At 69.4% G+C, this 15,781-nt stretch carries 12 protein-coding genes and 1 pseudogene; 6 read left to right on the plus strand and 7 right to left on the minus strand.

What is annotated here, in order from left to right; genetic code table 11:
* Positions 1-4: 4 nt before the first annotated feature.
* From gyrA to dnaA, 7 genes are all read right to left on the minus strand, one after another.
* Positions 5-2,635 carry a DNA gyrase subunit A gene (gene gyrA / locus ACF1BH_RS16440; RefSeq protein WP_391643166.1) on the minus strand — a complete coding sequence of 877 codons (2,631 nt, stop codon included), beginning with the start codon at positions 2,633-2,635 and terminating at the stop codon, positions 5-7.
* A 48-nt stretch (positions 2,636-2,683) separates the two neighbouring features.
* A complete protein-coding gene (gene gyrB, locus ACF1BH_RS16445) occupies positions 2,684-4,738 on the minus strand; it encodes a DNA topoisomerase (ATP-hydrolyzing) subunit B (protein WP_391643167.1) in 2,055 nt (684 codons plus the stop codon).
* A 320-nt stretch (positions 4,739-5,058) separates the two neighbouring features.
* Positions 5,059-5,586 (minus strand): DUF721 domain-containing protein, encoded by a 528-nt coding sequence (locus ACF1BH_RS16450; protein ID WP_391643168.1) that lies wholly within the window; start codon positions 5,584-5,586, stop codon positions 5,059-5,061.
* Complete coding sequence (gene recF, locus ACF1BH_RS16455) at positions 5,583-6,794, minus strand: DNA replication/repair protein RecF (protein ID WP_391643169.1); 1,212 nt, start codon at positions 6,792-6,794, stop codon at positions 5,583-5,585. The genes ACF1BH_RS16450 and recF overlap by 4 nt, the downstream gene beginning before the upstream one ends.
* Before the next feature lie 38 nt (positions 6,795-6,832).
* On the minus strand, positions 6,833-7,711 hold the full coding sequence (gene gnd, locus ACF1BH_RS16460) for a phosphogluconate dehydrogenase (NAD(+)-dependent, decarboxylating) (RefSeq protein WP_030285681.1): 879 nt from the start codon (positions 7,709-7,711) through the stop codon (positions 6,833-6,835).
* Positions 7,712-7,871: 160 nt separating this feature from the next.
* Positions 7,872-9,002: a DNA polymerase III subunit beta gene (gene dnaN, locus ACF1BH_RS16465; RefSeq protein WP_391643170.1), complete on the minus strand. Its 1,131-nt coding sequence runs from the start codon at positions 9,000-9,002 to the stop codon at positions 7,872-7,874.
* Positions 9,003-10,059: 1,057 nt separating this feature from the next.
* Complete coding sequence (gene dnaA, locus ACF1BH_RS16470) at positions 10,060-11,913, minus strand: chromosomal replication initiator protein DnaA (RefSeq protein ID WP_391643171.1); 1,854 nt, start codon at positions 11,911-11,913, stop codon at positions 10,060-10,062.
* A gap of 376 nt (positions 11,914-12,289) precedes the next feature.
* Here dnaA and rpmH point away from each other — a divergent pair, with 376 nt between their 5' ends.
* From rpmH to rsmG, 6 genes and pseudogenes are all read left to right on the plus strand, one after another.
* The gene (gene rpmH / locus ACF1BH_RS16475; RefSeq protein ID WP_003949374.1) at positions 12,290-12,427 is read left to right on the plus strand and encodes a 50S ribosomal protein L34; all 138 of its coding nucleotides are present in this window, start codon (positions 12,290-12,292) and stop codon (positions 12,425-12,427) included.
* A gap of 24 nt (positions 12,428-12,451) precedes the next feature.
* Positions 12,452-12,820 (plus strand): annotated as a pseudogene (gene rnpA / locus ACF1BH_RS16480) (ribonuclease P protein component); the annotation flags it as partial.
* Positions 12,821-12,882: 62 nt separating this feature from the next.
* On the plus strand, positions 12,883-13,203 hold the full coding sequence (gene yidD, locus ACF1BH_RS16485) for a membrane protein insertion efficiency factor YidD (protein ID WP_391643172.1): 321 nt from the start codon (positions 12,883-12,885) through the stop codon (positions 13,201-13,203).
* Between the two features lie 3 nt (positions 13,204-13,206).
* Positions 13,207-14,376 (plus strand): membrane protein insertase YidC, encoded by a 1,170-nt coding sequence (gene yidC, locus ACF1BH_RS16490; RefSeq protein WP_391643173.1) that lies wholly within the window; start codon positions 13,207-13,209, stop codon positions 14,374-14,376.
* Positions 14,377-14,389: 13 nt separating this feature from the next.
* The gene (locus ACF1BH_RS16495) at positions 14,390-14,896 is read left to right on the plus strand and encodes a protein jag (protein ID WP_391643174.1); all 507 of its coding nucleotides are present in this window, start codon (positions 14,390-14,392) and stop codon (positions 14,894-14,896) included.
* 132 nt (positions 14,897-15,028) lie between these two features.
* Positions 15,029-15,754, plus strand: coding sequence for a 16S rRNA (guanine(527)-N(7))-methyltransferase RsmG (rsmG, locus tag ACF1BH_RS16500; RefSeq protein WP_030285667.1), 726 nt, complete (start codon positions 15,029-15,031; stop codon positions 15,752-15,754).
* The last annotated feature ends 27 nt before the right edge of the window (positions 15,755-15,781 follow it).

Here is a 15,781-nt window from a genome sequence, read left to right on the forward strand (position 1 = left end):
GTGCTTATTCCGCCGCGGGCTGCCCGCCCTCGGCCGCCGGCTCGGCACCCGCCGCCTCAGCGGTCTCCTCGGACCCCTCGGCCCCGTCGACCTCTTCGGCTTCGCGCCCGGCCTCGGCGTTCCGTGCGATGCCCACAACGGCATCACGCTTGCCCAGGTTGATCAGTTGGACGCCCATCGTGTCACGACCGGTCTCCCGGACCTCGTTGACCCGCGTACGAATGACGCCTCCGCCGAGGGTGATCGCAAGAATCTCGTCACTCTCCTCGACGACCAGCGCGCCGACCAGCGAACCGCGGTCCTCCACGATCTTGGCCGCCTTGATGCCGAGGCCGCCGCGGCCCTGGACGCGGTACTCGTCGACCGGGGTGCGCTTGGCGTAACCGCCGTCCGTCGCGGTGAAGACGAACGTCCCCGCGCGCACCACGTTCATCGACAGCAGCTCGTCGCCCTCGCGGAAGCTCATGCCCTTCACACCGGAGGTGGCGCGGCCCATCGGGCGCAGCGCCTCGTCCGTGGCGGTGAACCGGATCGACTGCGCCTTCTTGCTGATCAGCAGCAGATCGTCCTCGCCGGAGACCAGCTCGGCGCCGATCAGCTCGTCGGACGTGCCGTCGGCGTCGCTGTCCAGCTCACGGAGGTTGATCGCGATGACACCGCCGGAGCGGGGCGAGTCGTAGTCCTTCAGCGGCGTCTTCTTCACCAGGCCCGCCTTGGTGGCGAGGACCAGGTACGGCGCGGCCTCGTAGTCGCGGATCGCCAGGATGCGGGCGATCTGCTCGTCCGGCTGGAAGGCCAGGAGGTTGGCGACGTGCTGGCCGCGCGCGTCCCGCCCGGCGTCCGGGAGTTCGTACGCCTTGGCGCGGTAGACGCGGCCCTTGTTGGTGAAGAACAGCAGCCAGTGGTGGGTGGTCGAGACGAAGAAGTGGTCGACGATGTCGTCTTCCTTCAGCTTCGTGCCGCGCACGCCCTTGCCGCCGCGCTTCTGCGAGCGGTAGTCGTCGGTCTTGGTGCGCTTGACGTAGCCGCCGCGCGTGATGGTGACGACGATGTCCTCTTCGGCGATCAGGTCCTCGATGGACATGTCGCCCTCGAAGGGCACCAGCTTGGAGCGGCGGTCGTCGCCGAACTTCTCGACCAGCGCGGCCAGTTCCTCGCTGATGATCTGCCGCTGCTTCTCCGGCGAGGCGAGGATCGCCTTGTACTCGTTGATCTTCTGCTGGAGTTCGTCGTGCTCGGCGGTGATCTTCTGGCGCTCCAGGGCGGCCAGCCGGCGCAGCTGCATCTCCAGGATCGCGTTGGCCTGGATCTCGTCGATGGACAGCAGGCCCATCAGGCCCTCGCGTGCCACGTCGACCGTCTCGCTGCGCCGGATCAGCGCGATGACCTCGTCGATCGCGTCCAGCGCCTTGAGCAGACCGCGCAGGATGTGCGCGCGCTCCTCGGCCTTGCGCAGCCGGAAGCGGGTCCGCCGGACGATGACCTCGACCTGGTGGGTCACCCAGTGGCGGATGAACGCGTCCAGCGAGAGGGTGCGCGGCACCCCGTCGACCAGCGCCAGCATGTTGGCGCCGAAGTTGGTCTGGAGGTCGGTGTGCTTGTAGAGGTTGTTGAGGACGACCTTGGCGACCGCGTCCCGCTTGAGGACGATGACCAGGCGCTGACCCGTACGGGACGACGTCTCGTCGCGGACGTCCGCGATGCCGCCGATCTTGCCGTCCTTGACGAGGTCGGCGATCTTCTGCGCGAGGTTGTCCGGGTTGACCTGGTAGGGCAGCTCGGTGACGACCAGGCACTGGCGGTTCTGGATCTCCTCGACCGCCACCACCGCGCGCATCGTGATCGAGCCACGGCCGGTGCGGTACGCCTCCTCGATGCCCTTGCGGCCCACCACCAGCGCGCCGGTCGGGAAGTCGGGGCCCTTGATGCGCTCGATGAGCGCCTCCAGCAGCTCCTCCGACGTCGCCTCCGGGTTCTCCAGCGCCCACTGGGCACCGGCGGCGACCTCGCGGAGGTTGTGCGGCGGGATGTTGGTGGCCATACCGACCGCGATACCGGCCGAGCCGTTGATCAGCAGGTTCGGGAAGCGCGACGGCAGGACCGTCGGCTCCTGGTTACGGCCGTCGTAGTTGTCCTGGAAATCGACGGTCTCCTCGTCGATGTCCCGCAGCATCTCCATGGAGAGCTGCTTCATCTTGCACTCGGTGTACCGCATGGCCGCCGCCGGGTCGTTGCCCGGGGAGCCGAAGTTGCCGTTGGAGTCGACCAGCGGCATCCGCATCGACCACGGCTGCGCCAGGCGGACCAGCGCGTCGTAGATCGAGGAGTCGCCGTGCGGGTGGTACGTACCCATGACGTCACCGACGACGCGGGCGCACTTGTAGAAGCCCTTCTCGGGGCGGTACCCGCCGTCGTACATCGCGTAGAGCACCCGGCGGTGCACCGGCTTGAGACCGTCGCGGACGTCGGGCAGCGCACGCGAGACGATGACGGACATCGCGTAGTCGAGGTAGGAGCGCTGCATCTCCGTTTCGAGCCCGACCGGCTCTACGCGCATACCCACGCCCTCGATGGTGGCGGGTGCGCCCTCGACGGTGGTGCCGTCCGGGGTCACGGGGGGAGTCTCGTCGGCCATGGTTGATCAAAGTCCTTTCGCGCTGCGGCTGTTGAGGGGCCGACAGACTCAGATGTCGAGGAAGCGGACGTCCTTGGCGTTGCGCTGGATGAACGAGCGACGCGCCTCGACGTCCTCGCCCATCAGCACCGAGAACAGGTCGTCGGCGCGGGCGGCGTCGTCCAGGGAGACCTGGCCGAGCACGCGGTGGTCGGCGTCCATGGTGGTGACCCGCAGCTCCTCGGCGTTCATCTCACCCAGACCCTTGAAGCGCTGGACGGAGTCGTCCTTGATGCGCTTGCCGGCCTGCTTGCCGCGCTCGATCAGCACATCGCGCTCGGGGTCGGAGTAGGCGTACTCGAAGTCGTCCCGACCCCACTTGATCTTGTACAGCGGGGGGCGGGAGAGGTAGACGTGACCCGCCTCGACCAGCGGCCGCATGAAGCGGAAGAGGAAGGTGAGGAGCAGGGTGTTGATGTGCTGACCGTCGACGTCGGCGTCCGCCATCAAGATGATCTTGTGGTAGCGGAGCTTCTCGATGTCGAAGTCCTCGTGGACACCGGTGCCGAACGCCGAGATCAGCGCCTGGACCTCGTTGTTCTGGAGGATCTTGTCGACCCGGGCCTTCTCGACGTTGAGGATCTTGCCGCGGATCGGGAGGATCGCCTGGTACTCCGGGTTACGGCCGGACTTGGCCGAGCCGCCGGCGGAGTCACCCTCGACGATGAAGATCTCGCACTTGGTCGGGTCGTTGGACTGGCAGTCGCTCAGCTTGCCCGGCAGCGACGCCGTCTCCAGCAGCCCCTTGCGGCGGGTCAGATCGCGCGCCTTACGGGCCGCGACACGGGCGGTGGCGGCCTGGATGCCCTTGCGGATGATGTCCGCGGCCTCGTTGGGGTTGCGGTCCAGCCAGTCCGTCAGGTGCTCGTGGACGACCTTCTGGACGAAGGTCTTCGCCTCGGTGTTGCCGAGCTTCGTCTTCGTCTGGCCCTCGAACTGCGGCTCGCCGAGCTTGACGGAGATGATCGCGGTCAGACCCTCGCGGATGTCCTCACCCGTGAGGTTGTCGTCCTTCTCGCGCAGCAGCTTCTTGTCACGGGCGTAACGGTTGATCAGACCCGTCAGCGCCGCGCGGAAGCCCTCCTCGTGGGTGCCGCCCTCGTGGGTGTGGATGGTGTTGGCGAAGCTGTAGACACCCTCGCTGTACTGGGTGTTCCACTGCATCGCGATCTCCGCCGAGAGGAGCCGCTCCTTGTCCTCGGCCTCGACGTCGATGACCGTCGGATGCACCAGCTCCCCCTTGCGGGAGTTCAGGTACTTCACGAAGTCGACGATGCCGCCCTCGTAGTGGTAGCGGACGGAGAGCGGCTTGCCCTCCTCGTCCACGTGGTCGGGGCGCTCGTCGGTCAGCGAGATCGAGAGGCCCTTGTTGAGGAACGCCATCTCCTGGAAGCGGCGCGAGAGCGTCTCGAAGCTGTAGACCGTGGTCTCGAAGATGTCGCCGTCGGCCCAGAAAGTGACGGAGGTGCCCGTCTCCTCGGTCGCCTCGTTCCGCGCCAGCGGGGCGGTCGGCACGCCGAGCTTGTACTCCTGGGTCCAGCGGTGGCCGTCCGTGCGGACCTCGACCGCCACCCGCGTGGACAGCGCGTTCACGACGGAGACACCCACGCCGTGCAGACCACCGGAGACCGCGTACCCGCCGCCGCCGAACTTGCCGCCGGCGTGCAGCACCGTCATGACGACCTCGACGGCCGGCTTGTTCTCCGACGGCACGATGCCGACCGGGATACCGCGGCCGTTGTCGACGACGCGCACCCCGCCGTCGGCGAGGATCGTGACGTCGATGGTGTCGGCGTGCCCGGCCATCGCCTCGTCGACGGAGTTGTCGACGACCTCCTGCACCAGGTGGTGCAGTCCGCGCTCGCCGGTCGAGCCGATGTACATGCCGGGGCGCTTGCGTACGGCGTCCAGGCCCTCCAGGACGGTGATCGCGCTGGCGTCGTACGACTTCTCCCCCGAGGAGTCGTCCACGGCGCCTGCCGGGACCCCCTCTGCGGTGGAAGCCGTGTTGTTCTCGTTGAGGTCGCCGGAGTCGGCCACGAAGCGCCCTTTCTGGCACAGCACGAGCCCTCCCCAGCCTGTGGGGGACACCCCACGGAGTCGAAGGGGAGCGGCTGCGTCGTTCTGTCTTGATCGACGTGTCCCGCGAGCCGGCGGGATTACGAACCAGTGTACCGGTGGCGCCGACACTCATGGGGCTTTGCGGGTACCTGAGTCCGCATGTGCCGCCCTGAACTCACGTCCACCGACTCCCCATATCTGGAACGGGGCCCGAGGACGTTCAAACCGGCACTCAGCGCTTTGGACTGTCAACCGGTCGCAACCGTGAGCGGAGTCTCATCCACAACCCTTGTCCACAGCCGTCCCGGGCAGCGCAAACCGCCTCAGCCGTACGTGTCCCCGGGGCCCGTGCTGCCGGGCGCGCGCAGCGGGCCGTACCGCCGCGCCGGACCGCCCGGACCCAGCACCTTGATCAGCTTCACGGTGCCCTGGCCCAGGTCCTGGTTGAGCCGCCGCACCAGCTGCGGCGCCAGCAGCCGCAGCTGCGTGGCCCACGCCGTCGAGTCGCACTGCACCGTCAGCACCCGGGCGTCCTCGTCGTACCGCTGCGGTTCGCAGTGCTGCGCCACCTCGGGGCCGACCAGCTGCGGCCAGCGGCCCATCACCCCGCCGACCGCCGCCGGGGTCTCCCAGCCGCGCTCGGTGATCAGACGGTTGATCGCCGCGCCCAGCGGCAGCGGATCGCGGCCGTCGGCGCGCGCCCCCGAGCGCAGCCCGCCGCGGCGCGCCTGCTTCTTCTGCTGCGCGGCGGCGCCCCGCGCCCGCGCCTGCTCCTTCGCCGCCACCAGCGCCTGCCGGGCCAGATCGATACCCGACAGCTCCGGCGGCTCCTTCGCACCGCCGTCACTCACGGCGTCTCCGCACGGACCGTGCCGCCGGACACCGCGAACCGCCGCCCGGCCAGCGCCCCCGGAACGTCGTCCTCGACCGCCGCCGTGACCAGCACCTGCTCGCCCGGCGCCACCAGCTCCGCCAGCCGCTCCCGGCGCCGCGCGTCCAGCTCGGCGAAGACGTCGTCGAGGACGAGCACCGGCTCGCCGCTGCGCCGCCCGCCGCCCTCCGGCGCCTGGAGCGGCTCGCCCTCCGACCGCAGCAGGTCGTACGAGGCCAGCCGCAGCGCCAGCGCGTACGACCAGGACTCGCCGTGGCTGGCGTACCCCTTCGCGGGCAGATCGCCCAGCTTGAGCAGCAGATCGTCGCGGTGCGGGCCGACCAGCGTCACCCCGCGCTCGATCTCGTTCTTCCGCGCCTCGCCCAGCGCCTCCAGCAGCGCGCCGTACAGCTCCTCGCGGTTGGTCGCGCGGGCCATCGCCTCGCCCGCCGAACCGCGGTACTCCAGGCTTACCGGGCCGCCACCGGGCGCCAGTTGGGCGTACGCCTTGTCGGTCAGCGGGCGCAGCGCGGCGATCAGGTCGAGGCGCTGCGCCAGCAGCTCGGCACCGGCCCTCGCCAGATGCTGGTCCCAGATGTCCAGCGTCGAGAGGTCCGCCCCCACGCTCGAATCCGCTCGCCCGGGAGGTGCCCCCCTCCGGCCGCCGTGGCGCCGGGCGAGGGCCGCGGACTTCAGCAGGGTGTTGCGCTGCTTGAGGACGCGGTCGTAGTCGCCGCGCACCCCGGCCATCCGCGGCGCCCGCGCGGTGATCAGCTCGTCCAGGAACCGCCGCCGCTCCCCGGGGTCGCCCTTGATCAGCGCGAGGTCCTCCGGCGCGAAGAGCACCGTACGGACGATGCCGAGCACATCGCGCGGCTTCACCTGGGAGGAGCGGTTGATCCGGGCGCGGTTGGCGCGGCCCGGGTTCAGCTCCAGCTCGATCAGCTGCTGCCGGTCGCCCTGGGCGACGGCGGCGCGGACGATCGCCCGCTCGGCGCCCATCCGCACCAGCGGCGCGTCCGAGGAGACCCGGTGGCTGCCGAGCGTCGCCAGATAGCCGACCGCCTCGACGAGGTTGGTCTTGCCCTGGCCGTTGGGGCCGACGAACGCCGTGACGCCCGGTTCGAGCGGGACCTCGACCCGGGCGTACGAGCGGAAGTCGGCGAGCGACAGATGCGTGACGTGCATGGAGCTGCGCCGACCTCCCGCGGCTGCGGACCTGCTGGTTACTTCTTGTTCTCGACGGCGTGGCCGCCGAACTGGTTACGCAGCGCCGCGATCATCTTCATCTGCGGCGAGTCCTCCTGGCGGGAGGCGAACCGGGCGAACAGCGACGCGGTGATCGCGGGCAGCGGCACGGCGTTGTCGATCGCCGCCTCGACCGTCCAGCGGCCCTCACCGGAGTCGGCGGCGTAGCCACGCAGCTTGTCCAGGTGCTCGTCGTCGTCGAGGGCGTTGACCGCGAGGTCGAGCAGCCAGGAACGGATGACCGTGCCCTCCTGCCAGGAGCGGAAGACCTCGCGCACATCGGTGACGGAGTCGACCTTCTCCAGCAGCTCCCAGCCCTCGGCGTACGCCTGCATCATCGCGTACTCGATGCCGTTGTGGACCATCTTCGCGAAGTGGCCGGCGCCGACCTTGCCGGCGTGCACCGAGCCGAACTCACCCTCGGGCTTGAGCGCGTCGAAGATCGGCTGCACCGTGGCGACGTCCTCGGCGGAGCCGCCGTACATCAGCGCGTAGCCGTTCTCCAGGCCCCAGACACCGCCGGAGACGCCGCAGTCGACGAAGCCGATGCCCTTGGCCGCCAGCTCCTCGGCGTGCTTCTCGTCGTCGGTCCAGCGGGAGTTGCCGCCGTCGACGACGATGTCGCCCTCGGACAGCAGCTCACCGAGCGCGTCGATGGTCGCCTGGGTGGCGTCACCGGCCGGGACCATGACCCACACGACCCGCGGACCCTTGAGCTTGCCCACAAGCTCTTCCAGGCTGTGGACATCCGCGAGATCGGGGTTGCGGTCGTATCCGACGACGGTGTGGCCGGCGCGGCGGATGCGCTCGCGCATGTTGCCGCCCATCTTGCCGAGACCGACGAGACCGAGCTCCATCAGAGACCCTCATTTGCACGTAGTCGTTGCTGTTCGTACCCGAGTCCGAGCCTACGCCGGGTGGTGCGTGCACACCTGTGGGCCCGAGCGCTCATCAGCTCCGCCCGCCCGGGAACGCGGCGGGCCGGCCGGGACCCCGGCCGGCCCGGACACGCGGACGTCAGCCGGAGAGCCGCACCGGCATGATCAGGTACTTGTACGTCTCGTCCGCCTCGGCGTCCTTGGCGGGCCGGCCGCTGAGCAGCGCGGGCTTGGTCGACGTCGTGAAGGACAGCTGCGCGACCGGGGAGTCGATCGCCGACAGGCCCTCCAGCAGGAAGCCGGGGTTGAAGGCGATCGAGATGTCGTCGCCCTCCAGGTCGGCGTCGACGCGCTCCACAGCCTGTGCGTCGTCGCTGGAGCCGGCCTCCAGGATCAGCACGCCCTGCTCGAAGCTGAGCCGCACCGGGGTGTTCCGCTCGGCCACCAGCGCCACACGCTTGACCGCCTCGACGAACGGCGCGGTCTCGATCACGGCGACGGAGTTGAACTCGGTCGGGAAGAGCGTGCGGTACTTCGGCAGATCGCCTTCCAGCAGCCGCGTCGTGGTCCGGCGCCCGGCGCCCTCGAAGCCGATGAGGCCCTCGCCCGCGCCCGAGCCGGACAGCGCCAGGGTGACGGTGTCGCCGCTGCTCAACGACTTGGCGGTGTCCTGGAGCGTCTTGGCGGGGACCAGCGCGACGGCGGAGGCGTCCGGGTTCTCCGGCTTCCACAGGAACTCGCGGACGGCGAAGCGGTACCGGTCTGTGGAAGCCAGCGTGACGGTGTCGCCCTCGATCTCGATCCGCACACCGGTGAGCACCGGCAGGGTGTCGTCACGGCCGGCGGCGATGGCCACCTGCGCGGCGGCGGCGGCGAAGACCTCACCGGGGACGGTGCCGGTGGCGGTGGGCATCGCCGGCAGGGCCGGGTACTCCTCCACAGGCAGGGTGTGGAGAGTGAAGCGGGACGAGCCGCAGACGACGGTGACGCGGACGCCGTCGGTGGAGATCTCCACCGGGCGGTTGGGGAGCGCCCGGCAGATGTCGGCGAGCAGCCGGCCGGAGACGAGGACGGTGCCCTCCTCCTCGACCTCCGTCTCGACCGAGACCCGCGCCGAGACCTCGTAGTCGAAGCCGGAGAGCGACAGCTTGCCGTCCTCCGACTTCAGCAGCAGGCCCGCGAGGACGGGCACCGGCGGACGGGCCGGGAGGCTCTTGGCCGCCCAGGCCACTGCCTCCGCGAGTACATCGCGCTCCACCCGGATCTTCACCGGAAACCGCCTCCTGCTGTTGCTGGCTCTCGCCCTGCTGGCTTTCGTCGTCGGCTGAGTTGCCGGATTCCAGTCTGACGCACGCCACCGACAGCCGTTGCTGCTCGGGGTCAAGTCGGCTCGGCGGGCGGTCGGCGCTCCGAGCGCGAGTTGTGCACAGGCCCCGTTTCCGAACGAGTTCCCCGGTAGATATCCGTGGTCGTAGTAGTAGGGCCTGTGGAAACCGTGGACAACTGCCTTTTCGCAGGTCAACGCGGATTTTTTATCCACCGGGCCTGTGGGTGGCGGTCGTGGATAACCGGGCGGATCTGTGGACCGCCGAAAGTTCTGCACACCCCATGCACAGGGGAAGGCGACTTCTCCCCAGCGCCGTCCCCAGTTTTACCCAGGTTCCCCACAGCCCAACCCCCGGTGTTGATGTGACCGCTTTCACTCGGGGCGGTGAGAGCCGGTGTCGTGTTGCCGAACAGTGGACAGGGGTGTGGAGAAGCTGGGGACAACCGCCTCCAGCCTGTGGGCAGCCGGTGGACAACCCGAATGGCCCCCTGTGGACGGACACTCTGTCCACAGCCTGTGGATTACGGTTTGCCACAAATCCACACCCGCCTGACCTCGCCCGATGATCCGTCAGAAGCCCGGCCTGTGGACATCACAGGGATAACTTTCCAGTCCCCAGGGTGTGGACGGAAGATTTTCCCCCAATCTGTGGAGAGAGGCCGTGACCTCCCCCGGAATCGAACAGAGCCGGGCGCCATCCACAGGTTTGGAACCCCCGCCGACGGGCTCGGACCCCCTTCCCGACCCCCTTCCGTCCCCTCTCCACACCGCCTGACGACGGCCGCACCGCCACCGCAGAACGCCGCACGGCGAAGCCGGACCGCCTCGCGGCCCCACTCGGAGGCGGATGCGGGACGAGGACGGAAGAGGCGAGGGAGGGGCACAGGAGAGCCACGGGAGGGAGCGGAGCGGCGCCTGCGCCGGTGCGGCGGGCCGGGAAGCGCGGAGGGCGCCCCGGGATCTCCCGGAGCGCCCTGGGCGCACCACCGCCGGTGGCGGGTCAGCCGTTCTTGATGCGGTTGGTCAGCTCGGTGACCTGGTTGTAGATGGACCGGCGCTCCGCCATCAGCGCCCGGATCTTGCGGTCGGCGTGCATCACCGTCGTATGGTCCCGCCCGCCGAACTGCGCGCCGATCTTCGGCAGCGACAGATCCGTCAGCTCCCGGCAGAGGTACATCGCGATCTGCCGCGCCGTCACCAGCACCCGGCTGCGCGAGGAGCCGCACAGGTCGTCGACGGTCAGCCCGAAGTAGTCGGCCGTCGACGCCATGATCGCCGGCGCGGTGATCTCCGGCGCCGCGTCCTCGCCGCCGGGGATCAGGTCCTTCAGCACGATCTCGGTGAGCCCGAGGTCGACCGGCTGCCGGTTGAGCGACGCGAACGCCGTCACCCGGATCAGCGCGCCCTCCAGCTCACGGATGTTGCGCGAGATCCGGGACGCGATGAACTCCAGCACCTCGGGCGGCGCGTTCAGCTGCTCCTGCACCGCCTTCTTCCGCAGGATCGCGATCCGGGTCTCCAGCTCGGGCGGCTGGACGTCCGTGATCAGACCCCACTCGAAGCGGTTGCGCAGCCGGTCCTCCAGGGTGACCAGCTGCTTGGGCGGCCGGTCCGAGGAGAGCACGATCTGCTTGTTGGCGTTGTGCAGCGTGTTGAAGGTGTGGAAGAACTCCTCCTGCGTCGACTCCTTGCTCGCCAGGAACTGGATGTCGTCGACGAGCAGGATGTCCATGTCGCGGTAGCGCTTGCGGAACGCGTCCGCCTTGCCGTCGCGGATGGAGTTGATGAACTCGTTGGTGAACTCCTCCGAGCTCACGTACCGCACCCGGGTCCCCGGGTACAGGCTCCGCGCGTAGTGCCCGATCGCGTGCAGCAGATGCGTCTTGCCGAGCCCGGACTCGCCGTAGATGAACAGCGGGTTGTACGCCTTGGCCGGCGCCTCCGCGACGGCGACCGCCGCGGCGTGCGCGAAGCGGTTCGACGCCCCGATGACGAAGGTGTCGAAGAGGTACTTCGGGTTCAGCCGGGCGGTCGGCTCCCCGGGCCCCGTCGCGGGCGCCGGCTGCGCCGCGAGCGGACCGGGCGCACCACTGGGCGCGGGCAGCGACGAGCCGGGACCGGCGTGGCGCCCGGACTGGTGCTCGGCGGCATCCCGCCGCTGCGCCTGCGGGTCATAGGGGTCACGCCCCTCGGAGCGCTGCGCCCGGGGGTGCTCGGGCGCCTGCCCGCGGTAGTCGCCCTGCTGCTGGATGTGGGCGGGCGGCGGTGTGCCGTACGGATCACGCTCGGGGAAGCCGAGACGCTGCTGCTGCCAGCCGTAGTCCTCGCGCGGACCGGGCGCGGGCGGCAGGGCGGACGAGTGCTGCGGCCAGGCGCCGGGCTCGTGCCGGGGCTGCTGGTGCTGCGGGTAGTCGGGGTAGGCGGGCCGGACGTGCAGTTCGTCGCCCTGACGCGCGTAGCTCTGCCGTCCGTCGTACCCCTCGTACGTCTCGTGCGGCTGCTGGTGCTGCGGGTGCTGGCCCTGCTGCGGATGCTGAGGGGCCTGCGGCTGCGGGGCGGGCGCGGGCGCCGCGGGCTCCTCGGAGGAGTCGTCGACGGTGATCGCGATCCGGATCGGGCGGCCGCACTCATGGCTGAGGGCCTCGCCGATCAGCGGCGCCAGCCGGCCTTCGAGCACGCCCTTGGCGAATTCGTTGGGGACGGCGAGCAGCGCGGTGTCGGCGACCAGCGCCAGCGGCTGCGTGCGCTTGAGCCAGTCCTGGTCCTTGGGCTTGAGGCCGTCGGCGTCCGCCCGTAGGAGGTGGTCGAGTACACGCGGCCACACTGCGGCAAGATCGGCAGGTACATCAGCCACGGAACACGCTCTCTCAGCAGTCCCACGAATGTGTGATTCTCAGGACGGGCGGGAAGTAATCGGAGTTCAGCCACGGTAGTCAGGCCGGGCCTGGGGATTCAAGTTGTTGTCCACAGGCTGTGCATAGTGTGTCCCGGTCGGCCCTGGTCCGGGGGGATCGACTGGTGGTTTGACCGGATGGCGTAGTCGCGCGTACCGTGACCAGGTCGAGTTGTCGATGGCTGCTGCCGCCTGCCTCCGATGGGCAAAGATCGCATCTAGCGGTCAAGAAGCGGTGCACTTGGGCGTTGCGAGCTACTCGTGGGCGCACGGTGACAGCCAGTCGACGCCCCACATCTGTCTCGCATGAGGCAACAAGCATTCCTGGAGCCCCCGAGTGAGCAAGCGCACCTTCCAGCCGAACAACCGCCGTCGCGCGAAGACCCACGGCTTCCGTCTGCGCATGCGGACCCGCGCCGGTCGCGCCATCCTGGCCTCCCGCCGTGGCAAGGGTCGCGCCCGCCTGTCGGCCTGAGCAGCCAGACCCTAGGTCCATGACGTGCTGCCTACCGAACATCGGCTGAGGCGGCGCGAGGACTTCGCGACCGCGGTACGCCGGGGACGCAGGGCCGGGCGCCCGCTCCTTGTCGTTCATCTACGTAGCGGTGCAACGGACCCGCACGCAGCGGGGGAACACGCTTCCCCCGCGCGTGCGGGTTTCGTCGTCAGCAAGGCCGTTGGGGGCGCAACCGTCCGCAACAAGGTCAAGCGCCGGCTCCGTCATCTCCTGCGTGATCGGCTGTCCGCGCTGCCCGCCGGTAGCCTGGTTGTCGTACGGGCACTGCCCGGTGCGGGTGAGTCGGACCACGAACAGCTGGCCCGTGACCTGGACGCCGCCCTGAAGCGGTTGCTGGGTGAGGCGCCGCGCGGCTGCCATCCCAAGGGGGGCGACCCTCGGATCCCCGACAGGGGACCGGGAGGGAGCGCACAGTGAAGTACCCGCTGCTGCTGTTGATCAAGCTGTATCAGTGGACCATCAGCCCCTTGCTGGGCCCGGTCTGCAAGTACTACCCGTCGTGTTCGCACTATGGCTACACCGCCATCGATCGGCATGGCGCGGTGAAAGGGACTGCGCTGACCGCCTGGCGCATTCTGCGTTGCAACCCGTGGTCGCTCGGTGGCGTCGACCACGTCCCTCCCCGGAAGCGTCCGGTGTGGCATCAGCGGCTGAGGAGCCGCCTGGGCGGGTCCACCGCCTCTGAGCCCGTCGTCGCCCAGCCCGAGACTCAGCCCAATGCCCAAGGAGCCTGATTCGTGGACACGATCCTGAATCCCCTCTATTACGCCGTTTCCTGGATCATCGTCCAGTTCCACTCGTTCTACAGCCTGATCTTCGACAAGAACAGTGGCGCGGCGTGGGGTCTGTCCATCGTCTCGCTGGTGGTACTGATCCGTATCTGCCTGATCCCGCTCTTCGTGAAGCAGATCAAGGCGACGCGGAACATGCAGGCGCTCCAGCCGAAGATGAAGGCGATCCAGGAGCGTTACAAGAGCGACAAGCAGCGCCAGTCCGAAGAGATGATGAAGCTCTACAAGGAGTCGGGCACCAACCCGCTCTCGAGCTGTCTCCCGATCCTGGCCCAGTCGCCGTTCTTCATCTCGCTGTACCAGGTTCTGAACCACATCGCGCAGAACAAGGTCGTCGGCGTCATCGACCAGCCGCTGCTGGAGAGCGCCCAGCAGGCGCACATCTTCGGTGCCCCGCTGTCCGTGAAGTTCATGGACTCCGCGCAGAAGGTCGAGGCGCTCGGCGCCTCCCTGACGGACGTCCGCGTCGTCACCGTCATCATGATCGTCCTGATGTCGGCGTCGCAGTTCTACACGCAGCGCCAGCTGATGACGAAGAACGTCGACCTCACGGTGAAGACGCCGTTCATGCAGCAGCAGAAGATGCTGATGTACGTCTTCCCGATCATGTTCGCCGTCTTCGGTATCAACTTCCCCGTCGGTGTCCTCGTCTACTGGCTGACCACCAACGTGTGGACCATGGGTCAGCAGATGTTCGTCATCCGCCGGAACCCCACCCCCGGCAGCAAGGCGTTCCAGGAGCGTCAGGAGCGGCTGCGGGCCAAGGGCAAGATCGTCGAGGACCCGGCCGAGGTCGAGGCGAAGAAGGCTGCCGAGGAAGCGCGGCAGAACCGCCAGCAGCCCAAGCGCCAGCCGAAGTCCAAGCGCCAGGCGCCCGCCGGTCCCGCCGCGGCGCGTCCCGCCGGCGCCCGGACCCGGGCCGGCTCGCAGCCCGCCGCGCAGAGCGACGCGGAGAAGCAGTCGCCGGAGAAGAAGTCCCCGCAGGGCAGCACGTCCACCGAGAGCGGCAAGGGGAAGGGTGGCGCCGCCGAGAAGGGCAGCTCCTCCGGGTCCCGTACCACCAAGTCCGGACAGCGCAAGGGCCAGCAGCGCCCCAAGCACCCGTCCAAGAAGTAAGAGGAGTCCTTTCGTGACGGACACGACCCCTGCCGCCAAGGGCGCCGACACCCTGACCCGTCTGGAGCAGGAAGGCGAGATCGCGGCCGACTACCTCGAGGGTCTGCTGGACATCGCCGACCTCGACGGCGACATCGACATGGACGTCGAGGCCGACCGCGCCGCCGTGTCGATCATCAGCGACTCGACCAGCCGCGATCTGCAGAAGCTGGTGGGCCGCGACGGAGAGGTGCTGGAGGCGCTCCAGGAGCTGACCCGCCTCGCCGTGCACCGGGAGACCGGTGACCGCAGCCGTCTGATGCTCGACATCGGTGGGTTCCGGGCGCGGAAGCGCGAGGAGCTGGCCGAGCTGGGCGCCAAGGCGGCGGAAGAGGCGAAGGAGACCGGCCGGCCCGTGAAGCTGGACCCGATGACGCCGTTCGAGCGCAAGGTCGTCCACGACGCCGTGGCCGCGGCGGGGCTGCGCAGCGAGTCCGAGGGCGAGGAGCCGCAGCGGCGCGTGGTCGTCCTTCCGGCCTGACCCTCCCCACCCCGTGTCGTTGGCCCCGTCTGCACGCCAGGCGGGGCCAAATCTTGTCAGCCTTCTGTGTTATCCCGGGGAAAATCCCGGTTCCGGCAGCACCAGCAGCAGTCCAGAGGAAGGGCGGTTCCCGTGACGGAGGCAGCAGCGGAGCTCCCTCCCGCGCCGAAAGAGGCGCGGGAGGTATTCGGTGAGCGCTTTGCGGAGGCCGTGCGGTACGGCGAACTGCTCGCCGACGCCGGTGTGACCCGGGGCCTGATCGGCCCCCGAGAGGTGCCGCGGCTTTGGGAGCGGCACCTCCTGAACTGCGCGGTGCTCTCCGAGGTCGTACCCGAGGGCGTGTCGGTCTGCGATGTCGGCTCGGGCGCGGGCCTGCCCGGCATCCCGCTGGCCCTGGTCCGGCCGGACCTCAAGATCACCCTGCTGGAGCCGCTGCTGCGGCGGACGAACTTCCTCCAGGAGGTCGTCGAGCTGCTGGGCCTGGACCATGTGACGGTCGTCCGCGGTCGGGCCGAGGAGGTCATGGGCAAGCTGCCGCAGGTGCATGTGGTGACCGCGCGTGCGGTGGCGCCGCTGGACCGGCTGGCGGGCTGGGGTGTGCCGCTGCTGCGTCCGTACGGTCAGATGCTGGCGCTCAAGGGGGACACCGCGGAGGAGGAGCTGAAGAGCGCCCGGGCGGCCCTGAGCAAGCTGGGCGTGGTGGAGACCTCGGTGGTGCATGTCGGCGAGGGCGTGGTGGATCCGCTGTCGACCGTGGTCCGGGTCGAGGTCGGGGAGAGCCCCGGTGGTGTGCGGTTCGCCGCGAAGCGTGCCAAGGCGGCCCGGCCCAGCCGTGCGTCGCGGGGGCGCCGCCGCTGATCCGACCGCGGCGGAGCCGTCAATGCA

The sequence above is a fragment of the Streptomyces sp. NPDC014733 genome, from assembly GCF_043083385.1.
GTDB lineage: Bacteria > Actinomycetota > Actinomycetes > Streptomycetales > Streptomycetaceae > Streptomyces.